This is a genomic window from Labrys sp. KB_33_2 (assembly GCF_052114505.1).
Classification (GTDB): Bacteria; Pseudomonadota; Alphaproteobacteria; order Rhizobiales; family Labraceae; genus Labrys.
The window spans coordinates 529809-555095 of record NZ_JBFREW010000003.1; the positions used below are offsets into that span (position 1 = coordinate 529809).

24 protein-coding genes are annotated in these 25287 nt (G+C 64.1%); 14 read left to right on the forward strand and 10 right to left on the reverse strand.

The window, feature by feature from the left end; translation table 11 throughout:
• Window positions 1-54: 54 nt before the first annotated feature.
• The 5 genes from AB4037_RS07965 (at window position 55) to AB4037_RS07985 (ending at window position 5505) form a co-directional block, all read left to right on the forward strand.
• Window positions 55-1332: an ABC transporter substrate-binding protein gene (locus AB4037_RS07965; protein ID WP_441771127.1), complete on the forward strand. Its 1278-nt coding sequence runs from the start codon at window positions 55-57 to the stop codon at window positions 1330-1332.
• A gap of 117 nt (window positions 1333-1449) precedes the next feature.
• The gene (locus AB4037_RS07970; protein WP_441771128.1) at window positions 1450-2298 is read left to right on the forward strand and encodes a carbohydrate ABC transporter permease; all 849 of its coding nucleotides are present in this window, start codon (window positions 1450-1452) and stop codon (window positions 2296-2298) included.
• Window positions 2295-3134, forward strand: coding sequence for a carbohydrate ABC transporter permease (locus AB4037_RS07975; RefSeq protein ID WP_434958372.1), 840 nt, complete (start codon window positions 2295-2297; stop codon window positions 3132-3134). The genes AB4037_RS07970 and AB4037_RS07975 overlap by 4 nt, the downstream gene beginning before the upstream one ends.
• Window positions 3135-3143: 9 nt before the next feature.
• The gene (locus AB4037_RS07980; protein ID WP_441771129.1) at window positions 3144-4181 is read left to right on the forward strand and encodes an ABC transporter ATP-binding protein; all 1038 of its coding nucleotides are present in this window, start codon (window positions 3144-3146) and stop codon (window positions 4179-4181) included.
• A gap of 40 nt (window positions 4182-4221) precedes the next feature.
• Window positions 4222-5505 carry an MGH1-like glycoside hydrolase domain-containing protein gene (locus AB4037_RS07985; RefSeq protein ID WP_441771130.1) on the forward strand — a complete coding sequence of 428 codons (1284 nt, stop codon included), beginning with the start codon at window positions 4222-4224 and terminating at the stop codon, window positions 5503-5505.
• 5 nt (window positions 5506-5510) lie between these two features.
• Here AB4037_RS07985 and AB4037_RS07990 read toward each other — a convergent pair whose 3' ends face one another.
• The 7 genes from AB4037_RS07990 to AB4037_RS08020 form a co-directional block, all read right to left on the reverse strand.
• Entirely contained in the window at window positions 5511-7001 is a 1491-nt protein-coding gene (locus tag AB4037_RS07990; RefSeq protein WP_441771131.1) for an HAL/PAL/TAL family ammonia-lyase, read from the reverse strand.
• A gap of 250 nt (window positions 7002-7251) precedes the next feature.
• Window positions 7252-8031, reverse strand: a complete 780-nt coding sequence (locus AB4037_RS07995; protein ID WP_441771132.1) for an ABC transporter ATP-binding protein — start codon at window positions 8029-8031, stop codon at window positions 7252-7254.
• 11 nt (window positions 8032-8042) lie between these two features.
• Window positions 8043-8765 (reverse strand): ABC transporter permease, encoded by a 723-nt coding sequence (locus AB4037_RS08000; protein WP_434958367.1) that lies wholly within the window; start codon window positions 8763-8765, stop codon window positions 8043-8045.
• Between the two features lie 8 nt (window positions 8766-8773).
• The gene (locus tag AB4037_RS08005; protein ID WP_434958366.1) at window positions 8774-9529 is read right to left on the reverse strand and encodes an ABC transporter permease; all 756 of its coding nucleotides are present in this window, start codon (window positions 9527-9529) and stop codon (window positions 8774-8776) included.
• Between the two features lie 209 nt (window positions 9530-9738).
• Window positions 9739-10593 (reverse strand): transporter substrate-binding domain-containing protein, encoded by an 855-nt coding sequence (locus AB4037_RS08010; protein WP_434958365.1) that lies wholly within the window; start codon window positions 10591-10593, stop codon window positions 9739-9741.
• Between the two features lie 154 nt (window positions 10594-10747).
• Complete coding sequence (locus AB4037_RS08015) at window positions 10748-11605, reverse strand: transporter substrate-binding domain-containing protein (RefSeq protein ID WP_434959710.1); 858 nt, start codon at window positions 11603-11605, stop codon at window positions 10748-10750.
• A 36-nt stretch (window positions 11606-11641) separates the two neighbouring features.
• The gene (locus AB4037_RS08020) at window positions 11642-13048 is read right to left on the reverse strand and encodes a formimidoylglutamate deiminase (protein ID WP_441771133.1); all 1407 of its coding nucleotides are present in this window, start codon (window positions 13046-13048) and stop codon (window positions 11642-11644) included.
• 112 nt (window positions 13049-13160) lie between these two features.
• On the opposite strand from AB4037_RS08020, the gene hutC reads away from it, so the two are divergent.
• The 5 genes from hutC (at window position 13161) to AB4037_RS08045 (ending at window position 19664) form a co-directional block, all read left to right on the forward strand.
• A complete protein-coding gene (gene hutC, locus AB4037_RS08025; RefSeq protein ID WP_434958363.1) occupies window positions 13161-13964 on the forward strand; it encodes a histidine utilization repressor in 804 nt (267 codons plus the stop codon).
• A gap of 80 nt (window positions 13965-14044) precedes the next feature.
• Window positions 14045-15718, forward strand: a complete 1674-nt coding sequence (hutU, locus tag AB4037_RS08030) for a urocanate hydratase (RefSeq protein ID WP_441771134.1) — start codon at window positions 14045-14047, stop codon at window positions 15716-15718.
• 399 nt (window positions 15719-16117) lie between these two features.
• The gene (locus AB4037_RS08035) at window positions 16118-17374 is read left to right on the forward strand and encodes a porin (protein ID WP_441771135.1); all 1257 of its coding nucleotides are present in this window, start codon (window positions 16118-16120) and stop codon (window positions 17372-17374) included.
• A gap of 357 nt (window positions 17375-17731) precedes the next feature.
• Complete coding sequence (locus AB4037_RS08040) at window positions 17732-18901, forward strand: ATP-grasp domain-containing protein (protein ID WP_441771136.1); 1170 nt, start codon at window positions 17732-17734, stop codon at window positions 18899-18901.
• A 4-nt stretch (window positions 18902-18905) separates the two neighbouring features.
• Window positions 18906-19664: an esterase family protein gene (locus AB4037_RS08045; protein WP_441771137.1), complete on the forward strand. Its 759-nt coding sequence runs from the start codon at window positions 18906-18908 to the stop codon at window positions 19662-19664.
• A 20-nt stretch (window positions 19665-19684) separates the two neighbouring features.
• Here the strand turns inward: AB4037_RS08045 and AB4037_RS08050 are convergent, their stop codons facing one another.
• Window positions 19685-21217: an MFS transporter gene (locus AB4037_RS08050; protein ID WP_441771138.1), complete on the reverse strand. Its 1533-nt coding sequence runs from the start codon at window positions 21215-21217 to the stop codon at window positions 19685-19687.
• 220 nt (window positions 21218-21437) lie between these two features.
• On the opposite strand from AB4037_RS08050, the gene AB4037_RS08055 reads away from it, so the two are divergent.
• Both AB4037_RS08055 and AB4037_RS08060 read left to right on the forward strand, forming a co-directional pair.
• Window positions 21438-22328, forward strand: a complete 891-nt coding sequence (locus tag AB4037_RS08055; RefSeq protein WP_441771139.1) for a LysR family transcriptional regulator — start codon at window positions 21438-21440, stop codon at window positions 22326-22328.
• Window positions 22329-22441: 113 nt separating this feature from the next.
• Complete coding sequence (locus AB4037_RS08060) at window positions 22442-22918, forward strand: VOC family protein (RefSeq protein WP_434958357.1); 477 nt, start codon at window positions 22442-22444, stop codon at window positions 22916-22918.
• Between the two features lie 165 nt (window positions 22919-23083).
• Here AB4037_RS08060 and AB4037_RS08065 read toward each other — a convergent pair whose 3' ends face one another.
• Window positions 23084-23341, reverse strand: a complete 258-nt coding sequence (locus tag AB4037_RS08065) for a hypothetical protein (protein ID WP_441771140.1) — start codon at window positions 23339-23341, stop codon at window positions 23084-23086.
• Window positions 23342-23434: 93 nt separating this feature from the next.
• On the opposite strand from AB4037_RS08065, the gene AB4037_RS08070 reads away from it, so the two are divergent.
• On the forward strand, window positions 23435-24346 hold the full coding sequence (locus tag AB4037_RS08070) for a LysR substrate-binding domain-containing protein (protein WP_441771141.1): 912 nt from the start codon (window positions 23435-23437) through the stop codon (window positions 24344-24346).
• On the opposite strand, the gene AB4037_RS08075 is transcribed toward AB4037_RS08070, so the two are convergent.
• Entirely contained in the window at window positions 24325-24750 is a 426-nt protein-coding gene (locus AB4037_RS08075) for a DUF1772 domain-containing protein (RefSeq protein ID WP_441771197.1), read from the reverse strand. The two genes, AB4037_RS08070 and AB4037_RS08075, sit on opposite strands and share 22 nt — an antisense overlap.
• A gap of 53 nt (window positions 24751-24803) precedes the next feature.
• Between AB4037_RS08075 and AB4037_RS08080 the strand changes: the two genes are divergently transcribed.
• Entirely contained in the window at window positions 24804-25286 is a 483-nt protein-coding gene (locus tag AB4037_RS08080; protein WP_441771142.1) for a MarR family winged helix-turn-helix transcriptional regulator, read from the forward strand.
• Window position 25287 lies beyond the last annotated feature (1 nt).

Sequence of the window (25287 nt, forward strand, 5' to 3'; positions counted from 1 at the left end):
GACCCGCAGAGGCCTCGCGCGAGGAGGAAAGACCATGCACAAGGGGAGGGAAGCATGAGCGGATCGATGAAAAGGCTTTTGTCAGGCGCCGTTCTGGTTGGAGCACTGGCCATGCCCACCGTGGCGATCGCACAGAATCTGCTGTTCTGGTCGACCCAGGCCACGCCCGTGGAGGAATCGCAGGCCATTCGCGACGGCGTGCTCACCGGCTTCGGCAAGCCGGTCACCTATTCGGCTCAGGAAGCCGGCCCGTTCATCACGCGTATCCAGGCCGAGCTGCAGGCCGGGTCGGGCGCCATTACCGTGCTGGGCGGCCTGCATGGCGAGCTTGCCAGCATTCCCGACGGCCTCGTCAATCTCGAAGGCGTGGTGCCCGCCGGCACCGTCGCCGAAAGTTATATGAGCTTCGGCAAGCTCGGCACGGCCGAGCAGAAATACATTCCCTGGATGCAGGCGACCTATGTGATGATCGCCAGCAAGCAGGCGCTGCAATATCTGCCTGAGGGCACCGACCTGCAGAAGATCACCTATGAGCAGTTCTATGCCTGGGGCAGGGCGATGGCGCAGGCCTCCGGTGGTCCCAAGATCGGCTTTCCGGCCGGTCCGAAGGGGCTGTCGCACCGTTTCTTCCAGGGCTATCTCCTGCCCTCCTTCACCGGCGCGGCGGTGGTGAAGTTCAGGTCGCCGGAAGCCGAGAAGATGTGGAACGACTTCCGTGACTTCTGGCATGCGGCGGTGACGCCAGCTTCAACCTCCTATGCCTTCATGCAGGAGCCCCTGCTGAATGGCGAGGTCTGGGTGGCCTGGGACCATGTCGCCCGGCTGAAGGATGCGCTCAACCAGAAACCCGACGATTTCGTGGTCTTTCCGGTGCCGGCCGGGCCGAAGGGCCGCGCCAACATGCCGGTGATCACCGGTATCGCCGTGCCCAGGACCTCGAATGCGCCCGAAGATGCCAAGGCGCTGGTCGCCTATATGCTCAAGCCCGAGACGGAGATCGCCATGGTGAAGGCGACCGGCTTCTTCCCGGTGGTCGACGTCAAGTTGCCCGACGACGTGCCGGCCAGCGCCAAGATCCTCGGGCCGGTGGTGGCCGCGCAGAATGCGGCGACGGACTCCCTGCCCGTGCTGCTGCCGATCGGCATCGGCGATGCGGGGGGACGCTACAACAAGGTCTTCTCCGATACCTTCCAGCGCATCGTGCTCGGCGCCCAGCCGGTGCGCGATGTGCTCGACCAGCAGGCGCAGGCCCTGCAGGCCATCCTCGACGAGAAGAAGGCGCCTTGCTGGGCGCCCGATCCCAAGAGCGAGGGACCTTGCAAGGTCGAATAGCCATAGCGTTTTGTGATTTGAGGGAGTCACCTGGAATCGCAAAGACGCGTCGAAGCAAAGAGTTAGGGCAAATAGGCGTTCACACTTGAACGCGTTTTGCTCTAGGGGGACCGAGCCGTGAGTAATGTCCGCATTCTACCCTATCTGCTGCTCGCCCCCGCGACGCTCTTCCTGGTCGCCTTCTTCCTGCTGCCGTTCAGCCAGGTCGCGGTGGAGGCCTTTATGCAATATGGCCAGATCTCGACCGGCAATTTCCGCTCGATCATGAGCGACTGGAAGTTCTGGCCGGCCTTGCGCAACACGGTGGTGCTGACGGCAATCGTGGTGCCGCTGCAGATCGCGCTAGCTCTGGCCATGGCGGCCTTGGTGATGAATCTCGGCAAGGGGCGCGATCTCGCCCTCTATGTCTTCACCATCCCGCTCGGTATCTCCGATCTCGCCGCCGGGCTGATCTGGCTGGCCATCCTTGAGCAGAACGGCTTTCTCAACAGCGCCCGTCATGCCCTCGGGCTGATCGGCGGTCCCCAGCTCCTGCTAGGCTATCAGAACATCGTCCTGCTTTTTGCCGCCATCGTGCTGGCCGAACTCTGGCGGGCGACGGCGGTGGTGCTGGTCATCCTGGTGGCCGGCATGTCGCTCATTCCGCGCGAATATTACGAGGCGGCAGAGGTGTTCGGCGCCGGGCCTTGGAAGCGTTTCGTCAGGATCACCTTGCCGCTGCTGCGCCCCAGTCTGCAGACCGCGTTGATCCTGCGCACCATCCTCGCCTTCGAGGTCTTCGCCATCGTGCTGGTGCTGGCCGGCACCAACCTTCCGGTGCTGATGGGCGAGACCTATGGCTGGCAATTCACCCTGCAGGACCGCGCGGGCGCCGCTGCCTACGCCATGGTGATCCTGGCGATCTCGATCGCCCTCACCGTGTTCTTCCTGTGGGCGCTGGGGGAGAAAAAGGAGACGGCGCCATGAGCGAGGCCGCCGTGACCCAAGATGATACGGGCGCCGCCGCCCCGGCACGCTGGGGCCTGCGCGTCGCCGCGATCGTCCTGTGCGCCTGGGTGCTGGTGCCGATCTATCTGCTGGCGGTGGACGCCTTCAATGCGCCTGCGGCGGTGACGGGCTGGCCCAAGCGCTTCTGGCCGGCCTTCGATCTCACCAGCCTCGCCTTCTTCTGGAACTATGCCGGCGTCACCAGGGCCCTGGTGAATTCGCTGCTGGTCGCGGGGCTGACCATGGTGCTCTCCATCGTGATCGGTGCGCCGGCCGGCTATGCCCTGGCCCGCTTCCGCTTCAAGGGCAAGGGCGCCTTCCGCATCCTCGTGCTGATGACGCGCGCCTTTCCTCTGCCGCTACTCGCGCTGCCGCTGGCGGTGTTCTATCTGCGTACCGGCCTCGACGACACGCTGCTTGGCCTGGCGCTGATCCACACCGTGCTGGCGCTGCCCTTCGCCATTCTGATCACCTCCTCGCTCTTCGTCAGCATTCCCGTGGAGCTGGAGGAGGCCGCCTGGACGCTCGGCTGCAACCGGGCCCAGGCTTTCGTCAGGATCGTGGCGCCCTTGGCGCTGCCCGGCATCTCGGCCTCCGGCGTGTTCGCCTTCGTCACCTCCTGGAACGAGGTGTTCGCGGCCTCCGTGCTCACCGTGCAGAACCAGACCCTGACGGCCTTCCTGCTCACCAGCCTGGATGTCTCGCCGCTGCCGTTGAAATTTGCCGGCGCCTTCGTGCTGATCATCCCGGCCCTGATCTTCCTGTTCCTGGTGCGGAAATATCTGTTTTCGCTCTGGGGCATCGCCAATCGCTGAGGGGCTCCCATGGCCGACATCGAGATCCGGGGCGTGCGCAAGAGTTTCGGTTCCTATACGGCACTGCACACGCTCGACCTGACCATCCGGGACCAGGAGTTCCTGGTGCTGCTCGGGGCTTCGGGCTGCGGCAAGACCACGCTGCTGCGCATCGTCGCCGGGCTGGAGAGGGCGAGTGCCGGTGAGGTCCATATCGGCGGCAGGCGGGTCGACGGACTGCCGCCGCGCGACCGCGGCATCGCCATGGTCTTCCAGAACTACGCGGTATTCCCGCACATGACCGTGTTCGAGAATATCGCCTTCGGCCTGCGGATGAAGAAAATGTTGAATCAGGAAATCGAGCAGCGTGTGAAGCGCACGGCCGGGCTGATGCATATCGAGCAACTCCTGCAGCGCTATTCGGGCCAGCTCTCCGGCGGCCAGCGCCAGCGCGTCGCCGTGGCCCGCGCCCTGGCAGTGGAGCCGGCCGTCCTTCTGATGGACGAACCGCTCTCCAATCTCGATGCCCTGCTTCGGCTCGAAATGCGGGCTGAGCTCAAGGGCATCCTGCAGGAAAGCCGCACCACCACGATCTATGTCACTCACGACCAGGTCGAGGCGATGAGCCTGGCCGACCGCATCGCCGTGATGCATCAGGGCCGGATCGTGCAGGCGGCGCCGGCGACGGAAGTCTATGCCTACCCGGCCACCCGCTTCGTCGGCGGTTTCATCGGCAATCCGCCGATGAACTTCCTGCCGGCGACGGTGGCCGGCGCAACGGCCGACGTTGCCGGCCTGAAGCTGCCGGCGCCCGCGACGTCCCGCCCGATCGAATTCGCCATCCGGCCCGAGGAACTGACGCCGAGCGGCGAGGGGCTGACGGGACGGGTCAGGGTGGTGGAGCCGCTCGGCCCGCACCAGCTCGTCTCGCTCGATGTCGGCGGCCACCTCTTCCGCGCCGTGCTGGAGAACGAGTTCAAGGTCCGCCCCGGCGAGGCGCTTACCCTGGCGCCGCGCCCGGACAGCGTGCGCTGGTTCGACGTCGAGACCTCTGCAGCTGTGCTCTAGGGCCCTTCCTCTCCAAATTCGACCATACTGGGAGCCTTCCATGACCCGACTTGACCGTGCCGCTGCCTTCGAACGGGCCGCCGCCGTGCTGCGCGAGAATGATCGCGGCGCCTACACCATCCCCACCAAGGGGCTCTATCCCTTCCAGTGGAACTGGGATTCCTGCTTGACGGCACTGGGGCTGCGTCATCTCGACGAGGCCAGAGCCTGGCAGGAGGTCGAGACCCTGCTTGCCCATCAATGGCCTGATGGCATGGTGCCGCACATCGTCTTCCACGTCGACGACGATGGCTATTTTCCCGGTCCCTCCGTCTGGCGTACCGGCCGCCCTGTGCCGACATCGGGCATCACCCAGCCGCCGGTGCTGGCCTATGTGATGAAGCGCCTGCATGACGAGGCCGGCGACAAGGAACTCGCCCGTCGCAAGGCGCATGGGTTGCTGGCCAAGGCGGATGCCTGGCATCACTGGTTCTATGCCTGCCGCGACCCCGAGGGCAGTGGCCTCGTCGCCATCATCCATCCCTGGGAATCCGGACGCGACAATTCTGTCGACTGGGATGAGGCGATGATGCGGGTGCCGACCGACGGGGTGGAGCCCTATGAGCGGCGCGACACCCGGCACGTCGATGCTGCCCAGCGCCCGCACAAGGCCGATTACGATCGCTTCCTCTGGCTGCTGCAGCGCTTTCGCGGCCTCGGCTGGGACAATGCAAGGCTGCATGAGGCCTCGCCCTTTCGCATGGTCGACCCCGGCTTCAACGCCATTCTGGTCCGCTCCGACAGCGATCTTGCCGATCTTGCGCAGACCCTGGGCGAGCCGGAGATCGCCGCCCGCGCCCGCGCCCGTGTCGCCAAGGCGAGGGCGGCCTTCGAGCGGTTGTGGAGTGAGCGCTTCGGTCAATATCTCTGTCTCGACCGTGTCTCGGGCCACTTGATCGACAGCCCATCGATCGGCGGTCTGTTGCCCGTCTTCGCCGGGCTCGGCGATGAAGCGCGCCAGAGGGCCATCGCCGAACGCATCGCGGCTTGGCGCAGGCGCACGCGCTACGGCATTGCCAGCCACGATCCCGGCGACCGGCGCTTCGAGCCCAGGCGCTATTGGCGCGGCCCGATCTGGATCATCGTCAACATGCTGGTCGCCGACGGCCTCCGGCGCTGCAATCTCGTCGAAGCCGCGGCCAAGGTCGAGGCCGACAGCCTGGCCCTGATCGAGGAAAGCGGCTTTGCCGAATATTACGATCCGATCTCGGGCGAGGGCCTTGGCGGCGGTCATTTCACCTGGACGGCCGCGATGGTGGCCGAACTGGTGAAACGCACGCCATAGGAGCTTCAGGCGCCACTGGCGTCGGCTCGGCGGATGATCCCGCGCGCGACGGCGATGTCATCAGCCAAAGGACGATCGTCGCGATAGGGCGGCAGCGCGGTGCGCACGTCGCGATAGAAGGTGTCGGTGCCGGGCGCCTTGGCGTGATCTTCGGCCTGCAGGTCATAGGCCTGGGCATCGGCGATGAGTTCGATCGCCAGGATGTACTCGGCATTGTCGAGGATCTGCAGGGCCTTGAGGGCTGAAGGCGTGGCGTGGCTGAGATGGTCTTCCTGCAGGCCCGAGGTGATGCCGCCGTCGAGGCTCGCGGGACTGGCGAGGCGGCGATTGAGCGCCACCAGAGAGGCTGCGGTGTACTGGGCGATCATGAAGCCCGAGGAGACGCCGCTGCCCACGGCGAGGAAAGCCGGCAGATTGCTGACATGCGGATTGACGAGGCGGTCGATCCGCCGTTCCGCCATCGCCGCCAACTCGGCCATCGCGATGGCGAGCGTGTCCATGGCGAGCGCGATGCCGGGCGCTACGGCATGCGCCTGCGAATAGACCTCGGGTGCCTCAGGCGTGCCGAGTACGGCCGGATTGTCGGTGACCGAGGCAAGTTCCCGGTCGACAGTGGCGCCGATCTCGGCAAGTGCGTCGCGCACCGCGCCGTGGACATGCGGCACGGCGCGCAGGCTGAGCGGGTCCTGGGTCTGGCGCCCGGCCGCGGCAGCCAGGATGGCGCTGCCGTCCAGCAAGGCGCGCAGATGCCGCCCCGTCGCCTGCATGCCTGCCGAAATGCGCAGGGCAAGCGAGGCCTCGTCGAACGCCCTGGGCTGGCTGCGCAGGTTCTCGAAGCTCATGGCGGCAGTGACATCGGCCCAGCCGACCAGCTTTTCGCTGCGGGCCAGAGCGAGCGCGGCGAGGCCGGTGACGCAGGGCGAGCCATTGACCAGGCTCAGGCCCTCCTTGGCCTCCAGCACCAACGGGGTGCGCCCGATACGGGCGAGCGCCTCGCTCCCCGTCAATCTCTGTCCGTCGACGACGGCGTGGCCCTCTCCGATCAGCACCAGGGCGATGTGGGCCATATGGCTGAGATAGCCGACCGAGCCGAGCGAGGGCACCTCGGGCAAGCAGTCTTGCGTCAGCAGGGCCAGCATCTGTTCGACCACGTCAGGCCTGACGCCGGAACGGCCATGGGCGTAATTGTTGATGGCTGCGGCAATGATCGCCCGCGTTTCGGCCTTGCCGAGGGGAGCACCGACGCCCACGGCATGGCTCATCAGGATGTTGCGCGACAATTGCTGCTGTTGCGGCCTGTCGACGATGACGTTGGCGAGGCCGCCCACGCCGGTGTTCACGCCGTACGCGAGGATGCCGCGCTCGACGATGGCATCGACGATGGCGCGGGCCTGGGCCAGGCGCTGCCAGGCAGCCTCGGAAAGGGAGAGTTCCGTCCCGTCGGCAATGGCGGCGATCTCTCGCCAGGTGAGGGGACGGTCAAGGATGATGGACATGCGAGGAGACCTGGCAAATAGGGCGCGATTATCCTTCCCCGGCTTCGGGGAAGGTGTCGATGCACAGCATCGACGGAAGGGGGAGTGTGGTGTTGAGGGGGCAAGAAATGGCCAAGTCGCGCCACTCGACCCCACCCGACCTCGCTTACGCTCAGCCCAGCGCACACAAACTGTGTGCGCGACCTCCCCGAAGCCGGGGAGGGATTGTCGCCCTTTATCCGTCAAAACGGCGGATTGGCGCTTTTGGTCATTAATGATGCTGGCTGGAGATGAACTGCTTGAAGCGCTCCGACTTCGCTTCCTTGAACAATTCGTCGGGCGAGCCGTCGGCCTCCACCTCGCCCTTGTGCAGGAACATCACGCGGTTGGAGACGTTGCGGGCAAAGCCCATTTCATGGGTGACCACCAGCATGGTGCGCCCTTCTTCGGCGAGGCCGCGCATCACGCGCAGGACTTCACCGACCAGTTCGGGATCGAGCGCCGAGGTCGGCTCGTCGAAGAGCATCACCTTTGGCTTCATGGCCAGCGCCCGGGCGATGGCGGCGCGCTGCTGCTGGCCGCCCGACATGTGGGAGGGATAGTAGTTGCGCCGCTCGGCGAGGCCGACCCGTTCCAGCAGGGCTTCCGCCTCGGCGACGCACTCGGCCTTGGGACGGCCCAGCACATGCACGGGCCCTTCGATCAGGTTCTGCAGCACGGTCATGTGCGACCACAGGTTGAAACTCTGGAACACCATGCCGAGTTCGGATCGGATGCGGTCCACCTGCTTGCCGTTGGTGGGGGCGAGCTGGCCTTTCTTGGTCCGGCGCATCTCGACCTTCTCGCCGGCAACGACGATCTCACCCTCGTCGGGCGTCTCGAGCAGGTTGATGCAGCGCAGGAAGGTACTCTTGCCAGAGCCCGAGGCGCCGAGAATGGAGATCACGTCGCCCTGATGGGCGTCGAGCGAGATGCCCTTGAGCACTTCGTGATCGCCGTAGCTCTTGCGGATGTTCTTGACGCTGAGCGCGATTTCGCTGGAAGCGGTCATGACGTTTCCTTTCAGCCGACGATGGTGCGCGGTGTCTGCGCGCTGGGCGGCATGAAGCGCAGATGAGGGGAGAGTTTTCGTTCGGCGAGGCCTAGCAGAAAGATGATACCGTAGCTCAGGACGAGGTAGATCGCCCCGGCCAGGGCCAGGACCGGTACGTCGAGGAGGGCTTGGCGGCCGATCTTCTGGGCGATGCCGGTCATCTCGACCACGCCGATCAGCCCGGCCAGGGAGGTCGATTTCAAGGTCAGGATCACCTCGGTCGAATAGGCTGGCAGGGCTTGGCGCAGAGCGATGGGCGCGATGATGCGGTAGAGCAACTTGAAGCCGGACATGCCGATGGCACGCGCGGCCTCGATCTCCTTAGCTGACACGGCCAGGAGGCCGCCGCGCAGGATCTCCGCCTGATAGGCGGCGGTGCACAGCGCCATCACGAACACGGCCGAGGCGAAGCGGTTCTTGAGCACCAGCCAGAACCAGGATTCCTTCATGAACTGGAATTGCGCCAGTCCGTAGAAGATCAGGAACATCTGGATCAGCAGCGGCGTGCCGCGAAACGTGAAGATATAGGCCTTGGCCAGACCGACCAGCAGGCGGTTGTTGCTCATGCGCATCCACAGCACGATCAGGGCGAAGGCCAGGCCGAGCAGGACGGAGAAGATGAAGAGCATCAACGTCGTCGGCAGGACGGCGAGGATCTTGCTCAGGGCTTCGAGGGCGAAATCGAGGCTCATGGCGGCACCTACTGTCCCACCGGGCGGCGGAAGCTCTTGGCCACACGCCGCTCGCCGGCATTGAAGATCTGGGTCGAGAAGGTCGTGAGGACGAGGTAGAGGCAGGCGGCGACGGTGTAGAACAGGAAGGATTGCCGCGTCGATCCGACCGCCTTGTTGGTGGCGTTCATGATCTCGATCAGGCCGGTAACCGAGATCAGGGCCGAGTCCTTGACGCTGAGCTGAAAGACATTGCCGAGACCGGGAATGGCGAAGCGCATGATCTGCGGCGCGATGATGCGGCGAAAGCGCATGAAGCGCGGCATGCCGATGGCGCGGCCCGCCTCGATCTCACCCTTGGTGATGGCGGTGAAGGCACCGCGAAAGACTTCCGCCTGATAGGCGGCGGAAATCAGGCCGACCCCGAGCGCACCCGCCAGGAAATTGTTGACGATCGTGCTGTTGCCGATGCCGAGCGCGCCCAGTGAGTTGCCGACCACGTCGACTACGCGGCCGAAATAGACCATGTAGATGATCAAAAGTTCGGGGGCGCCGCGCAGCACGATTGTGTAGACATTGCCCACCATACGGGCGGGCAGGTTGTCGGTGATCTTGGCCCAGGCGACGAACGAGCCGACGACGGCGCCGATCAGCATCGCAGCGAGGGTGACGGCGAGGGTCATCGCGGCGCCGGCGAGGAGATAGAAGCCCCAGCCGGTCTCACCGAAACCGAGAATGGAAACCAGATAGGAGATCTTGTCGGGCAGGCTCGTGATTACGTCCACAATTTGGCTCTCCTCTCGGGGTAGGCCAGTGAGACAGGAAGCGATGATTGCGATGCAGACCGTTCTTCCGCACCAAGGGTGGTGAGGCCAGCCGCGCAATCCCGCTCCGACGATCCTGCGGGGCGTCTACGCCGGCCCGCAAGGCTCGTGCATGGCGTTTTGCGATGAGACGGGATCACACATCCAATCGCAAAGACGCGTCCTGCGGCTCAGGATCCCTTGATAGGGGTCACGTCGAGCTTGAACCATTTCAGGCTCAGCTTCTTGACCGTGCCGTCGGCGATGGCGGTGCCGATCGCCTTGTCCCACATATCGCGCAGATCGTTGTCCGACTGGCGGAAGGCCGGGCCGATGCCCTCGCCCCAGATCGGGCCGGCGATCTGGGCGCCGAGCAGCGTCATCTGCTCATTGCCTGACTTGGCGAAGGCGGAAGTGAAATAGGTGTCGTCGTCGAAACCGACATCGATGCGCCCGCCCGTAATGTCGAGGTCGCGCTCGCCCGAGGTCTTGTACTCGGTGATGGTGGCGATGTCCTTGAAGTTCTCTTCGACGAATTTGGTGTAGACGGTGGCGGTCTGGATGCCGATGGTCTTGCCCTTCAGCGCCTCCCGCATCTTCTCCACCGTGCTCTTGTCATGGCCGGCTTCGCCCGTCAGCGTCACCGTGGTGCCGGTGCCCTCCATCTTGGCGAGGTCGCCGGTCTTCAGCCCGGCGAAACCGGCCGGGGTCTGGGCGTAGGGCTGCGAGAAGGCGACCTGCTTCTTGCGATCGTCGGTGATCGACATGGCATCCATGATCATGTCGAACTTGCCGCCATTCAGGCCGGAGATCATGCCGTCCCAGTCCTGCGCGATGAATTTGCACTCGATCTTCATGCGCCCGCACAGATCCTTGGCGAGGTCGATCTCGAAACCGTCCATGCTGCCGTCGGGCTTGGTCAGGTTCCAGGGCTCGTAGGCGCCTTCCAGGGCGATGGTGACCGTCTTCCACTCCTTGGCCTGCGCGGGCATGGCCGCAATGGCCGTCAGTGCCAGCAGCGCCGAGGAGAGCAGGTATTTCTTCATTGTCGGTTCCCCTTTGGGTTCTGCCGCCCGGTTTTCCGGATCGGCTTCATTCTGGATCGCCCTTGCAGTGCCCCGATCGGTCTTGCGCCGCTTGCATGAGGTCGTATCCGGGCGGAGCGTAGTCGCCGCCCGGATGTCGGCATCTGTTCTCAGCTCAGGACTTGTTCTCGGGCGACATGTCGATCTTGAACCATTTCAGGCTCAGCTTCTTGATGGTGCCGTCGGCCTGGGCCTCGCCGATCGCCTTGTCGAACATGTCGCGCAGATCCGTATCGGATTTGCGGAAGGCCGGGCCGATGCCTTCGCTCCAGACCGGGCCGGTGATTTCAGGGCCGGTGAGCGTCATTTCCGAATGATCGGGCTTGGGCAGCACCGAGGCATAGAAGGTGATGTCGCCTACCGTGGCGTCGACGCGGCCGGCGGCCAGGTCGAGATCGGCCTCACCGACGGTCTTGTATTCGGTGACGGTGACGACGTCCTTGAAGTTCTTGGCCAGCCACTCGGCATAGTTGGTGGCGACCTGCACGCCGACGGACTTGCCCTTCAGCGCTTCGCGCAGGGTATCGAGCGTGGCCTTGTCCTTGGTGGCATCGCCCGACAGCGTCACGATGGTGCCCTTGCCCGGAATCTTGGCGAGGTCGCTCGACTTCAGCGTGGCGAAACCGGCCCGTTCACCGGCATAGGGGCGCGAGAAGTCGATTTGCTTCTTGCGCTCCGCGGTGATCGACATGCCGTCCATGATCACGTCGAATTTACCGGCATTGAGGCCCGGGATCATGCCGTCCCAGTCCTGGGCAATGTACTTGCATTCGACCTTGATGCGCCCGCATAGATCCTTGGCGAGGTCGACCTCGAAGCCGTCCATGGTGCCGTCGGGCTTGGTCAGGTTCCAGGGCTCATAGGCGCCCTCCAGGCCGATGGTGACGGTTTTCCACTCCTTGGCCTGCGCGGCCGGAACGCTCATCAGCGTCGCCAGCGCCAGGATGGCGGTGGAAATGAGGGTCTTCTTCATCATCAATTCCCCTATGTTGATCGCAACCTGCGTGCCTCACTGGCGCGCCAGGTTTCTGATCGCGGTCTTGAAGGCCGCATTGATGATGTCGTCCTGGTCGTGGCGCCCGTCGCGGATACGCCACTGCCCCTCAACCATGACGTCACGCACCGTACGGTCGCCAAGCGCGAACAGCCAGCGATCGACAATAGCGTCATCCTTGGCGCTGTCCATGAAAGCATCATCGCCATCGAGCACGACGAGACTGGCTGTCATGCCGGGGGCGATGGCGCCGATGCGCTGGCCGAGGGCCTGGGCTCCGCCGGCGAGCGCTGCGTCGTAAATATCGCGGCCGACCGAGCGGTGCGGGCCGTTGGCGAGGCGGTTGCGGCGCTCGTCACGCAGGCGCTGCGAATATTCGAGCGCGCGCAGTTCGTCGACGACGCTGGGGGAGACATGGCTGTCGGTGCCGATGCCGAACCGCCCGTTCTGCGCACGATAGGCGACCGCCTCGAAGATACCGTCGCCGAGATTGGCTTCCGTCGCGGGACACAGGCCCGCGACGGCACCGCTCGCCGCCATGCGGGTGAGCTCGGACGGATCGGCATGGGTGGCGTGGATCAGGCACCAACGCTCGTCGACCGGCATATGATCGAACAGCCACTGCATCGGGCGCTTGCCGCTCCAGGCGATGGAATCGTCGACTTCCTTCTGCTGCTCGGCGATGTGGATATGCAGCGGCCCGGGTTTCGACATCACCTTGGGCAGGCTTGCCAGCAGCGTGGTCATTTCTTCCGGCGTTGCCGCCCGCAGCGAATGGAAGGCATAGCCGAGCGTGGCACCTTGTGCGGTGCAGGCCGGGGCAAGGTCCGCCATCAGCCGCTCGAAGCCTTCGACGTCGTGGATGAAGCGGCGCTGGCCCTCATGCGGGGCGACGCCGCCGAAATTGGCGTGGGCGTAGAAGACGGGCAGCAGCGTCATGCCGATGCCACTGGTCCTGGCCGCGGCCAGGATGCGCTTTGCCATCTCCGCGCGGTCGGCAAAGAGGGCACCGCTCTTGTCGTGATGCAGATAGTGGAACTCGGCGATCGAGCCGAAGCCGGCCTTGAGCAGGTCGACATAGAGCTTGGTGGCGATCGCCTGCGCATCCTCGGGCGTGATCTGGCCGACGGTGCGATACATTTCCTCGCGCCAGGTCCAGAAACTGTCGCTGCCGGCGCCGGACACTTCGGCAAGGCCGGACATGGCGCGCTGGAAGGCGTGGGAATGCAGGTTCGGCATGGCGGGCAGCACGGGCCCCGCGGTGATCTGCGCGCCATCGGCCGGGGCATCGGGGGTCACGGCGCTGATCCGGCCTGCGACATCGATGTCGATCCGCACATTCCTCGCCCAGCCATCGGGCAGCAGGGCCTGGCTGGCATGAAGGCTGTGGTTGCTCTGGAGTTGTGGGCGGAAATCGGGCATGTTTGTGTACCGACGAGTTCGCAACTTGTATGTATAAGTTTTATACATATTTTTGCAGTCGTGACAAGCGCCGTGTGACACGGTGAAGCGATTTTTGAGGAATGACGTCGCCATGAGCATGTCGCCGGACCGAAAGCCGGAACCCGCCATATCGGTCACGCCGCTCTATGCGGAGGTGAAGCAGCACATCCTGACGCGGGTGCGTAGCGGCGAATGGCCGCCGGATCATCGCATTCCTTCTGAAAGCGAGCTGGTGGAGCAGCTCGGGGTCAGTCGCATGACGGTGAACCGGGCGCTGCGCGAACTCAGTCTCGAGGGCGTATTGGTGCGCATGCAGGGCAGGGGCTCCTTCGTCGCCGGCGGCAACAGCCACTCGGATGTGTTTGCCGTCACCAATATCGCCGAGGAGATCCGTGGGCGCGGCCACGATTACAGCGCGCAGGTTCTCCTGCTCGACACGCTGAAAGCGACGCCGGACATCGCCGATTTGCTCGAATTGCCGATCGGAAGCCCGGTTTTTCACTCGATCGTCGTGCATTGCGACAATGACGTGCCGATCCAGCTCGAGGATCGCTTCGTCAATCCTGCCGTGGCGCCGGCCTATCTCGACCATGATTTTTCCAAGGTGACGCCCAATGAGGTGCTCAGTGCGGTGGTGCCGTGGAGCGAGGCGGAACATCGCATCGAGGCGGTGCTGCCGCAGGCCTGGGAGTGCAAACTGCTGGCGATCTCGCGGGCCGATCCTTGTCTGCTGATCCGTCGCCGCACATTTGCCACCGGCTGGGTTGGGGCGCCTACACCGGAAGCCGGCGGGGAAGAAGAGGCTGTGCAGCATGTCGTCACGGCGGTGCGTCTGTTGCTGCCGGGCGGCCGTTATCGCATCGAGCATCGCCGGCACTCGAACCGGGTGGGGTAGTCGTCCGGGGCGTCAGATGCCCTTGACGGCTCGTAAAACTGCTGCTAACTTGTATATACAAGTAACAGGAGGTCATGTACATGCTAAGCAATGCCCGTTTCCGCGATGTCGAGATCCGCGCCCCGCGTGGCACCCAGCTCAACGCCAAGAGCTGGCTGACCGAAGCGCCGCTGCGCATGCTCATGAACAATCTCGATCCCGACGTCGCCGAGAACCCCAAGGAACTGGTGGTTTATGGTGGCATCGGCCGCGCCGCGCGCGACTGGGAGTGCTTCGACACCATCGTCCGCGAACTGAAGAACCTCAACAATGACGAGACGCTGCTGGTGCAATCGGGCAAGCCGGTCGGCGTGTTCAAGACCCATGCCGATGCCCCGCGCGTACTGATCGCCAATTCCAACCTGGTGCCGCATTGGGCGACCTGGGAAAAATTCAACCAGCTCGATGCCGAAGGCCTGATGATGTACGGCCAGATGACGGCCGGCTCCTGGATCTATATCGGTTCGCAGGGCATCGTGCAGGGCACCTATGAGACCTTCGTCGAGGCCGGTCGCCAGCATTATGGCGGGGACCTCGCCGGCCGCTGGGTGCTCACTGCCGGTCTCGGCGGCATGGGCGGCGCTCAGCCGCTTGCCGCGACCCTCGCCGGCGCCGTGTCGCTCAACATCGAATGCCAGCAGCAGAGCATCGATTTCCGCCTGCGCACCCGCTATGTCGACAAGCAGGCCCGGGATCTCGATCACGCGCTCGAACTCATCAAACATCATTGCGACCGCAAGGAAGCCGTCTCGATCGCCCTGCTCGGCAATGCCGCCGAGATCCTGCCCGAACTGGTGGCCCGCGGCGTCCGCCCGGACATGGTCACCGACCAGACCTCCGCGCATGACCCGCTGAACGGCTACCTGCCTGCTGGCTGGACCTGGGAGGAGTACAAGGAGCGCGCCCGCACCGAGCCAGCCCATGTCGTCGCCGAGGCCAAGAAGTCGATGGCCGTGCATGTGCGCGCCATGCTCGACTTCCAGAAGATGGGCGTGCCCACCTTCGATTACGGCAACAATATCCGCCAGATGGCCAAGGAAGTCGGCGTCGACAACGCCTTCGATTTTCCGGGCTTCGTGCCGGCCTATATCCGCCCGCTGTTCTGCCGCGGCATCGGCCCCTTCCGCTGGGCGGCCCTGTCGGGCGATCCTGCCGACATCGCCAAGACCGACGCCAAGGTCAAGGAGCTCATTCCCGACGACAAGCATCTGCACAACTGGCTCGACATGGCCGCCGAGCGCATCGCCTTCCAGGGCCTGCCCGCCCGCATCTGCTGGGTCGGCCTGGGACAGCGCCACCGCCTCGGCCTCGCCTTCAACGAGATGGTGCGCACCGGCGAATTGTCCGCCCCGGTCGTCATCGGCCGCGACCATCTCGACTCGGGCTCTGTCGCTTCGCCCAACCGCGAGACGGAATCGATGCGTGACGGGTCGGACGCCGTGTCCGATTGGCCGCTGCTCAACGCCCTTCTCAACTGCGCTTCGGGTGCGACCTGGGTCTCGCTCCATCATGGTGGCGGTGTCGGGATGGGTTATTCGCAGCATTCGGGCATGGTCATCGTCTGCGACGGCACCGAGGACGCAGACCGCCGCCTCGCCCGCGTGCTGGTGAACGATCCCGGCACCGGCGTGATGCGCCATGCCGACGCCGGCTACGACATCGCCATCGACTGGGCCAAGCAGCAGGGCATGAATCTGCCGATGCTGAACAAGTAAGGCGGCGTGCCGGCTTTGCCCGGCATCCTCTAAAATACGATCATGGCCAACCCCGGGGGGTGGTCGACAGGCGGGTCTTCGGGCCCGCCTTTTTTCTTGCCCGGATGGAGCGTTTCCGTCGCCGGGCGTCCCACCAAGCGGTGACCTTGGTTTACCGCTCGGTGCAAGGTGGAGTTGCAGCATGTCGTTGTTGCAATGTGACTTTTAAGTAACAAGGAGGCTAAAAAGCAGCCATTCTCAGGCGAGTGGCAAGAATTTGTGTTGTCGGCTTGGTTCGATTGGTTCAGATTCAAGCGGTAAATTTTTTAACGTCGTACTTTTGCTTCTGATGCCGATACGATTTTAATCCGAAGACCTTCTGTCTTTTACTGGGTGGCAGATATTTTCTTGGAGGAAATCATGATAAAAAAATCATTTATTTTGGGAACAGTCGCCGGTCTCACCAGTTTTGCGGCCGCCCATGCGGCGGATCTTCCCATGACCAAGGGCGAGGCCGTCGAATATGTGAAGGTCTGCACGGCTTTTGGGCCTGGCTTCTTCTATATTCCCGGTAGCGATACCTGCCTGCGGATCGGCAGCGAGTTCCGCATAGACTATCGCGTCTATGGCGGCGGCAAGTTCAATCGCGACGACAACCGCACCGCCTTCAACGCCCAGGCCCGTATCTGGTTCGATGCCCGCACCGAGACCGAATATGGCTTGCTGCGCTCCTATTTCCAGATCAACGCGGACAGCAATACCGCCACCCGTGTCAATGGCACGGAGCAGCGCAACCGCTTCACCATTGACAAGGCCTTCATCCAGTTCGGCGGGCTGACGGCCGGTTATGCGCATTCCTTCTTCGGCTTCTACGACAACGACTATGGCAACACCATCTTCGGCCCCTACTACGCCCAGTCGAACACGGTGAACCTGCTCGCCTACACGGCGCAGTTCGGTGGCGGCTTCTCGGCCACCCTGTCGATCGAGGATGGCCGCGATCACCGCCAGAATGATGTGTTCGCCTATCAGGGCGGCCAGCAGGTGCCGGATGTCGTCGGCGTGCTCAGGCTCGATCAGGAGTGGGGTACAGTAGCGCTTCAGGCCGCGGCCCATCAGTTCCGCAGTGCCTCGCGCTTTGACGACGGCACGCCGGACGGGGTCGCCCTGCGTCACCAGAACAAATGGGGCTATGCGATCGGGGGCGATGTGCTGATCAAGATCCCACAGCTCCAGGACGGGCATCTGGTGATCGAAGGCCAGTATGCCGATGGTGCGCTGGACTATCTCGGCGCCGACAATCTCTATGCCATGCGGGCGCAGGACTTCTATTATCGCAACGGCTTTTCGCGGCTGGAAGCCGGCAAGGGCTGGTCGATCACGGCGGAACTGGGCGGCAACTTCACGCCGCAATGGGGCTTCAACATCGTGCCGAGCTATATCGACACGCGCTATGACGGTGCCGGCATCAATGGCCAGGACCTGAAGGCCAAGGAATATGCCATCACCGGCAACCTGACCTACATGATCGTCAAGGGCCTGTCGGTGACCGGGGAAGTCTCCTACATCCGCTCGGAGTTCGATCGTGAGCTGGGCACCGATACCCTTGCCGATGTCAGGCCGAAGGAGAAGCTCAACTCGGTGGTCGGCGGCATCCGCATCAAGCGGATGTTCTGAGGAGGACTGCAGTCCGATGCCGGCGTGAGCTGGTGCGCAAGAAAGGGGGCAGGGTCTAATCCGCGTCACTTGAGACAGGCGAAACGCGCCGGCGAGGGTCGTATAAACTCGACGACGCCTCAGTGAACGGGATTGGGCATTGCGGCCCCCTTTTCTACTATCCCCAACCTGCTCGCCAGCGTGTTTCCAAGCGCAGGCGAGGGCACAGGACTCCGGGGGGGGCGCGTCCCCCGGCAAATCAGCCGTCAATGCGCCAGTATTTTTGGAACTTCAGATGAGAAGCGGCATGGTGCCGGTCTTTAGTGGCGGGCCGCGATGTTGTAGAGCGAGATGTGCTGCCCGCTCTGGAGCCTTGCCTTGAAGTTCGTCTATTTCTCCCCGCATTTCCCCGACAATGGCGCGACGTTCTGCAGCCGGCTGGCTAGCGCCGGCGTGACGGTCCTGGGCATCGGCGATGCTTCCTACGAGACACTGCGGCCCGAGCTCAAAAGCGCGCTCGCCGAATACTACCGCGTTTCCAACATGGAGGATGGCGATCAGGTCCTGCGCGCCATGGGCCATTTCATCCATCGCTGGGGACGCATCGATCGCTTTGAATCCCTCAACGAGCATTGGCTCGAGCAGGATGCCGGAATCCGCACCGATTTCAACATTCCCGGCATCAAACGCGATTTCGTCGACAATCTGAAGCAGAAGTCGAAGATGAGGGCCTTTTTCGACAAGGCGGGCGTCGAGACGATCCGCCAGTGCCCCTATGTCGACCGCGCGGGTGTGGAGGCTTTCATCGGCGAGGTCGGTTATCCCCTCGTGATCAAGCCTGATCAGGGCTCGGGGGCCAGCAACACCGTGAAGATCGCCTCGGCTGGCGATCTCGACCGTTTCGAGGCCAGTCGGCGACCGGGGGTTACCTATGTGGTCGAGCAGTTCATCGACGGCATCGTGCTCACTTATGACGGGCTTGTTGATCGCGAAGGCCGAATCGTGTTCGCCGCCAGTCACCGCTTCGAGCAATCCATCATGGGCGTGGTCAACGCCGACAGCCATCTCAACTATTACTGCCTGCCCCATGTCGATCCGGCGATTGAACAGGCGGGACGGGCCGCCATCGCCAGTTTCGGCATTCGCGAGAAATTTTTCCATATCGAGTTCTTCCAGACACGGACGGACAAACGCATCGTGGCGCTGGAGATCAATATGCGCCCCCCCGGCGCCTGGATGACCGATGCCATCAACTATGCCTATGACATGGACGTCTATCGCGAATGGGCCAGCATGGTGGCGGATCATGCGGTCGGCGGTCCGTTCAAGGGGCGTTATTATGTCGGCTATGCCAGCCGCAAGAACCATATCCGCTACGTCAACGGCCACCAGGCCATCTTGAAGGCGCATGGTGACAAGATCGTGCATTTCGCGCCGATCGAGGCGGTATTCAGCCGGGCCATGGGCAATTTCGCCTATCAGTTCCGTTCCGAGGATTTCGACGAGGTGAAGGCGATCGTGCGTTTCATCCAGGCCGTGGAGGATTGAGACGTTGCAGATCGCCTATCACAAGCGTGGCAGCGCCGAACTCGGGCGCGAGATGGAATTCAAGGTCTATGGCCATGCCGGCAGGCCGGTTCTGGTCTTCCCCACCTCGAACGGGCGCTTCTATCAGTATGAGGATTCGGGCGGCATCGCCGCCCTTGCCGACCGCATCGAGGCCGGCGAACTGCAGGTGTGGACTGTTGATGGCATCGACGGCGAGAGTTTCTTTGCCGAGCATGGCGATCTCCAGCACCGCGTCGGCCGCCACGAGGCCTATTTTCGCTATGTCCGCCATGAATTGCTGCCGGAAATCCTGGACGCGGCCGGCGGAAGAGCGCCCCTGTTGACCGGATGCTCGATGGGGGCCTTCCACGCCAGCAACTTCCTGTTTCGTTTTCCGGAGACGGTGGCGGGTGTGATCGGCTTGAGCGGCGTCTACTCGACCCGGCACTTCTTCGGGGCGGCGCTCGACGGACAGATCTATTTCAATTCGCCGCTTGCCTATCTCGGTGGTCTGGAGGAAGGCGAGTTGCTGGATCGGATCCGCTCGCGCCGCCTGTTCTTCTGTTGCGGGCTGGGCGCCTGGGAAGAGAGAATGATCGAGGATACCAGCAATCTAGCGCAGGTCCTTTCCGCCAAGCGGATTCCGGCCTGGATCGATTTTTGGGGTCCCGATGTCAGCCACGACTGGCCCTGGTGGCACCGGCAGATCGTGTATTTCTTCGGTAAATGGCTGGAGGCCGACCGCGCCAGCCCGGTGGGATAGCGCGGCGGGCCGGGTTGGGGTCAGAGGGAAGAGGACAGGGCGGTCGCCTCCTCCGCGTTGGCCCGCGTCGGGGCTTCGCGGCGTCCGAGAAAGACGAAGACTACCACGGCCGTGACGATGGTGATGGCGGCAAGCAGCAGGAGCAGTGTGGCGAAAGCATCGCCATAGGCCTGGATCAGCGCGGAGTGGGCAAGCTGTGGCAGCGCACCGGCAGCGCCGGCGACGTCGCCCGTCACCAGTTTCTGGGCTCCTTCCCTCACCTGTTCACCGGCGAGGTGGCCGGCGGTCAGGGCCGAGAGCACGGCGCTGACGATAGCGAGCGCCACACCTTCGCCGGCGACGCGGACCGTCGAGAAAATGCCGGTTGCCATGCCGGCGCGCTCGGCGGGCACCACGGAGACGGCGAGGCCGTCCATCAGGCCCCAGGGCAGGCTGATGCCGATGCCGATCACGGCCATGGGCGCGAGCATGGCTGATACCGCGCCACCAACAGGCATGAAGCTCAACCAGGCAAGCCCGGCAGCGCAGACCAGCAGGCCGAGGCCGCAGATCGCGGCCGGTGCGATCCAGCGCGAGAGCCAGCCCGCCAGAAGCGGAAGAACCAGCAGCGGAGCGGACAGGGCCATCATCATGCGGCCAGCCGCGACTTCATCGACGCCTTCTATGCCGACGAAGCGGATCGGCAGGAGGATCAGCAGCACCACGAAGGCATAGGCCGGGGCGGCTGCCAGCAATTGCACACCGACGAAACGGCCATAGCGGAACAGGCTGAGATCGAGCATCGGGCGGGGCGAGTTGAGTTCGATGCGCACGAACAGTGCCATCAGGGCGACGGCACCGATGAGGAGGGCGATGACGAGTGGATCGCCCCAGCCGCTTTCGGGGGCCTGCAGCATGCCATAGGTGAACAGGGTCAGGGCGAGCGTGAAGCTGATCGCGCCCGGCCAATCCAATCCGCGGGCCTTGGGATCACGGGATTCCCGCAGCACGACGATGCCGATGAGGAAGGAGGCAACCGTCAAGGCGACGACGGCAAGGAAGATGCTGGGCCAGCCGAAAGTCTGCGTCATCACGCCCGAGCTGATCGGGCCGAAGGAGAGGCCGGCGCCGAAGCTCGCGCCGACGACGCTGAAGGCGCGCATGCGGGCAGCATCGGAGAATTCCTGTGCCAGGGCCGCCATGCCGCCGGCGAAGGCCGCGGCGGCGGCGATGCCCTGGAGTGCGCGCAGGAGGTCGAAGACCAGTATGGAGCGTGCCCCCACCAGGGCCAGCGAGGCCAGGGCGAAGCCGGCGACGCCTGTGAGGAAGATGCGCTTGCGCCCGAAACTGTCCGCCAGGGCGCCGGCGGCCATCAGCGCACTGCCGAAGGTCAGCATGAAGGCATTCGTCACCCAGTTCAAGGCGACCGGGCTGCCGCCCAGTGTGTCGGCGATAGCGGTCAGCGCCACGGCCGGGCCGGTGAAGGTCAGCGGCATGGCGATGGCGGCAAGGCAGACGGATAGGAGGATGAGCGCCTTGTGGGCTGCGCTCGGAGCCAAGGTTCGGTCTGTCATGAAATCGGTGCTCAAAGTTTGGTGGCAGGTCGCCGGCCCGATCCAGGCGGCTCCGCGTAGAAGCTAACCGGTGGAAATGGCGCGATCCGTTGCGAGCAATCTATTCTTGCCGCATTATCGGCGAAATAGGGGCTTCGTTCCGAAGATAGCGGAATGAAATTCCGGAATGGCGAGGAGGCTTGACCAGGCCTTCCCGGCTGGATGCTCTCGCGGAGGATATATGGACAGGAGCGGCAATCTCACGGCCTTCGTGCGCACGGCGGATCTCGGCAGTTTCGCCGCGGCCGGACGGGTGCTCGGCCTTTCGGCCTCGGCCGTCGGCAAAGCGGTCGCGAAGCTGGAGCAGGATCTCGGCGTGCGGCTGTTCCAGCGCACCACCCGCACCATTCGCCTCACCGAGGAGGGACGCCTGTTCCACGAGCGCTGCCGCCGCGTCCTTGACGATCTCGATGATGCCTGGGCCATCGTGGCGGGTTCACGCGATGCGCCACGGGGCAGGCTGCGGGTGTCGACGCCGGTCGTCACCTATCACATCCTGATGCCCCTGATGCCGGAATTCACCACGCTCTATCCGGAGATCGAACTCGACTTCGACTTCAACGACCGGCTGGTCGACCTGGTCGAGGAGGGTGTCGATATCGCCGTCCGCAGCGGTGAGCTGCCGGATTCCCGGCTGATGTCGCGGGTGTTCTGCTCCTTCCGCCAGATGCTGTTCGCTTCACCCGCTTATCTCGATCGTCATGGCACGCCGCAGAAGCTGCGCGATCTCGATGGCCATCTCGCCATCCGCTACCGCTTTCTCAACAGCGGCAGGATGCTGGAATGGCCCTTGATCCTGCCGCCGGACGAGCCCGAACCGCGCACGCGTACCATCTTCACCTGCAACAATATGGAGGCGATGCGAGGCGCCACGCTGGGTGGCCTCGGCATCGGCGTCATGCCGGATTTCCTGGTGCGCGATGCCGTCGCGACGGGGACGTTGCGAACCGTGCTGCCCGATCACGTGGGCGGGCCGCGCAATTTCAACATGATCTGGCCGTCCAACCGGCATCTCTCGCCGAAGGTTCGTGTCTTCGTGGACTTCATGCAGGCCCGGCTCAGTGGCGTGTGAGCATGAAATGCGCGGCCAAGATTCGCGGCCAAAAATTTGGGCCATTGTCGGATTGGCAGACCTTCCCTCGTCCTTGAGATATCCGGCCGCGAGGCCCCTCGGAGGAGAACGCCATGTCCAAGATTTCGCCGTGCTTGTGGTTTGCGGGGGAGGCCGAGGAGGCCGCCAGTTTCTATGTCTCGCTCTTACCGGATTCGCGCATCGATCATGTGCAGCGCAATGTTGCGGACGGTCCGGGCGGCAAGGCCGGCAGTGTGCTGATGGTCCGCTTCACCCTCGCCGGCGAGAGCTATCTCGCCCTCAATGGCGGCGAGAAATGCGAATACAATCACGCTGTTTCCTTCCACATCGACTGCGCTGACCAGGCCGAGATCGACCGGCTGTGGGATGCGCTGGGCGAGAAGGGCGAATTGATCCATTGCGGCTGGCTCAAGGACCGCTATGGCGTGCACTGGCAGATCGTTCCCTCGATCCTGCCGACGCTGCTGGCCGATCCCGATCAGGCCAAGGCGCAACGGGTCATGACCGCCGTGCTCGGGGCGATCAAGTTCGACATCGCCACGCTGCAGAAGGCCTATGACGCGGTGTAAGGCACTGTCCGGAAGGGCTGAAGCGCTACCTTTGTCTTGCCCGGGCTTGACCGGGCAGCCGGCGGCCCGGTCTCGATGCCTCGAAAGGCGGGCTGGATTGCCGGGTCAAGCCCGGCGATGACAGAGGTTGAGCCCATTCAATTCGGTTATTGGTGATCAGCCGTTCTAGCGAGCGGCGATCGCTGCTCCCCGCATGGGCTGATGCGATGGTGCGCGACACGCTGCCGCCCTGCCCGGATTGGGGGCCAGCGCGCCCGCATTATGACCGGGTGCCGGTGGTGGTTCCAGCGGCAGGTCGGCCAGTTCCCGCAGGGACATGGCCTGGAGGCTGGGATGGTCGAGCGGCTCCAGGCTGCGGCCTGATACCAGCCACAGCTTGGTCCAGCACTCCTTAAGGGTCTTGAGTATCCTGACGGTCAGCATGTCTGCGATATCCCTGAATTCTGCTGCTGAATCTCGGGCAAAGGAGGCAGGAAAGAAATGGAGTTCTGCGCGGGCATGCTATAGAAAAACTATATGGATGGTCTGCTGCGATATCAGCTCGGTGCCTTGCGGGCGGTCGAGGCCGCCGGGCGCCTGGGCTCGATGGCGAAAGCCGCCGAGGAACTCGGCGTCACCGTGGGTGCCGTCAGCCAGCAGGTACTCAAGGCCGAGCAGCGGTTGGGACGGCCGATCTTCACGCGCGGACCGAAGGGACTGATGCCGACACCGCTCGGCCAGTCCCTGCTCGCGGGCCTCACCCGCGGTTTCCGGGAGATCTCGCAGGCGCTGACCACGGCCGAGGCCCGGGCCGAGCATGTGCTGACGGTGACGGTCGCGCCGGTTCTTGCCGCCAAATGGCTGGTGCCGCGCTTGCATCGCTTCCATGAGGCTCATCCGGGCCTGCAATTGCGCATCGATGCCTCGGTCGAGCTGGTGGATTTCGACATTTCGGATGTCGATGTCGGCGTGCGCGTCGGCGCCGGGCCCTGGCCGGGCGTACGGGCTGACTATCTCATGGGTCAGAGCCTGTTTCCGCTCTGCTCGCCGTCATTGGCGGCCGGCATTCGGGACATTGAAGATCTGGTCAAGCTTCCTGCCATCATCGACTACAACTCGCCCGAGACCTGGCCGATCTGGCTGGCGGCTAATGGCAAGGCGGATCTGCCGCTCGCGGCCGGTCCGGCCTTTTCGGATGCGGCGCTCTGTCTCGATGCCGCGATCGCCGGCCAGGGCGTGTCGATCGGTTGGCTGACATTGGCCCAGGATGCCCTGCGCGATGGGCGCCTGGTCGCGCCTTTCCCGCGCCCGGTGCAGACAGGCCTTGCCTATTGGCTGGTGAGTTCGGCGCGCCGCAAGCCTTCAGCCAAAGTAAAGGCTTTCGAAGCCTGGCTGCGGGCCGAGCTGGCCGATGTGGCAGCCGGGTCTCAGGCGGAGGCGACGAGATAGGTCAGTGTTGCCGCTGCGCCGAGGGCGGTGCGGACGGCGTGCAGCCGGCCCCAGCGCCCGATGAGCAGGCGCGTCTGCGAGCCCGCCTCATCGTTCGGCGTTGCCTCCAGGAGCCGGTTGGTCGGCATGATGCCCAGCAGCGTATAGGGCCAGTTCGCCAGCATCAGCACGGCGCCAACCAGCCAGAGTGAGCTGCCGGCGAGCCAGGCAGCGGCGAGGCCTGCGAGACCCGAGGCAACGGCGAGACTGGCCTGCATGGCAAAGCCGCGTGCATAGCTCGGTTTCCATTGCGCCAGCAGGGAGGCGTCGTCGAGGCTGAGCCGCGCCGGCTGTTCGGCAACGTTGATGTAGAAGGCGGCCCCAGTGAAGGCGGCTGCAAGGATGAGGGCGATCTGGCCGATCAGCATGGATCTGCTCCAATTTGACAATATGTTGTCGAGTTGGATATATATTGTCAATGAATGAATCGGATCCTGCGCTGGTCGGCGAAGGCGTTACGGCCCTCATCCTCGAAGTGTTCCGCCTGAATGGACGCCTGCTCGCGGCCGGCGACCGGCTGGTGGCCGGAGTCGGGTTGAGCAGTGCGCGCTGGCAGGTGCTCGGCGCCATTGCGCTGGCCGGCACCCCGCAGCCCGTAGCCCATCTTGCCCGTTCCATGGGACTCAATCGCCAGGGCGTGCAGCGCATCGTCAACGAACTGGCGGACGAGGACATTCTCGCCTTCCGCGACAATCCCCATCATCGCCGGGCCAGGCTGGTGATGATGACGGCAAAGGGGAAGACTGCCTATGAAGCCGCGAACCGGCTGCAGAGGCCCTGGGTGGACGCTCTCGCGCAGGGATTGACGGCCGAGGATATCACGGCCTGCCTTCGCTTGATCGAAACCTTACGCCGCCGGCTGGAGGCGGAGGCCGATCCTGACGGGGCCGAGTTCGCATAGA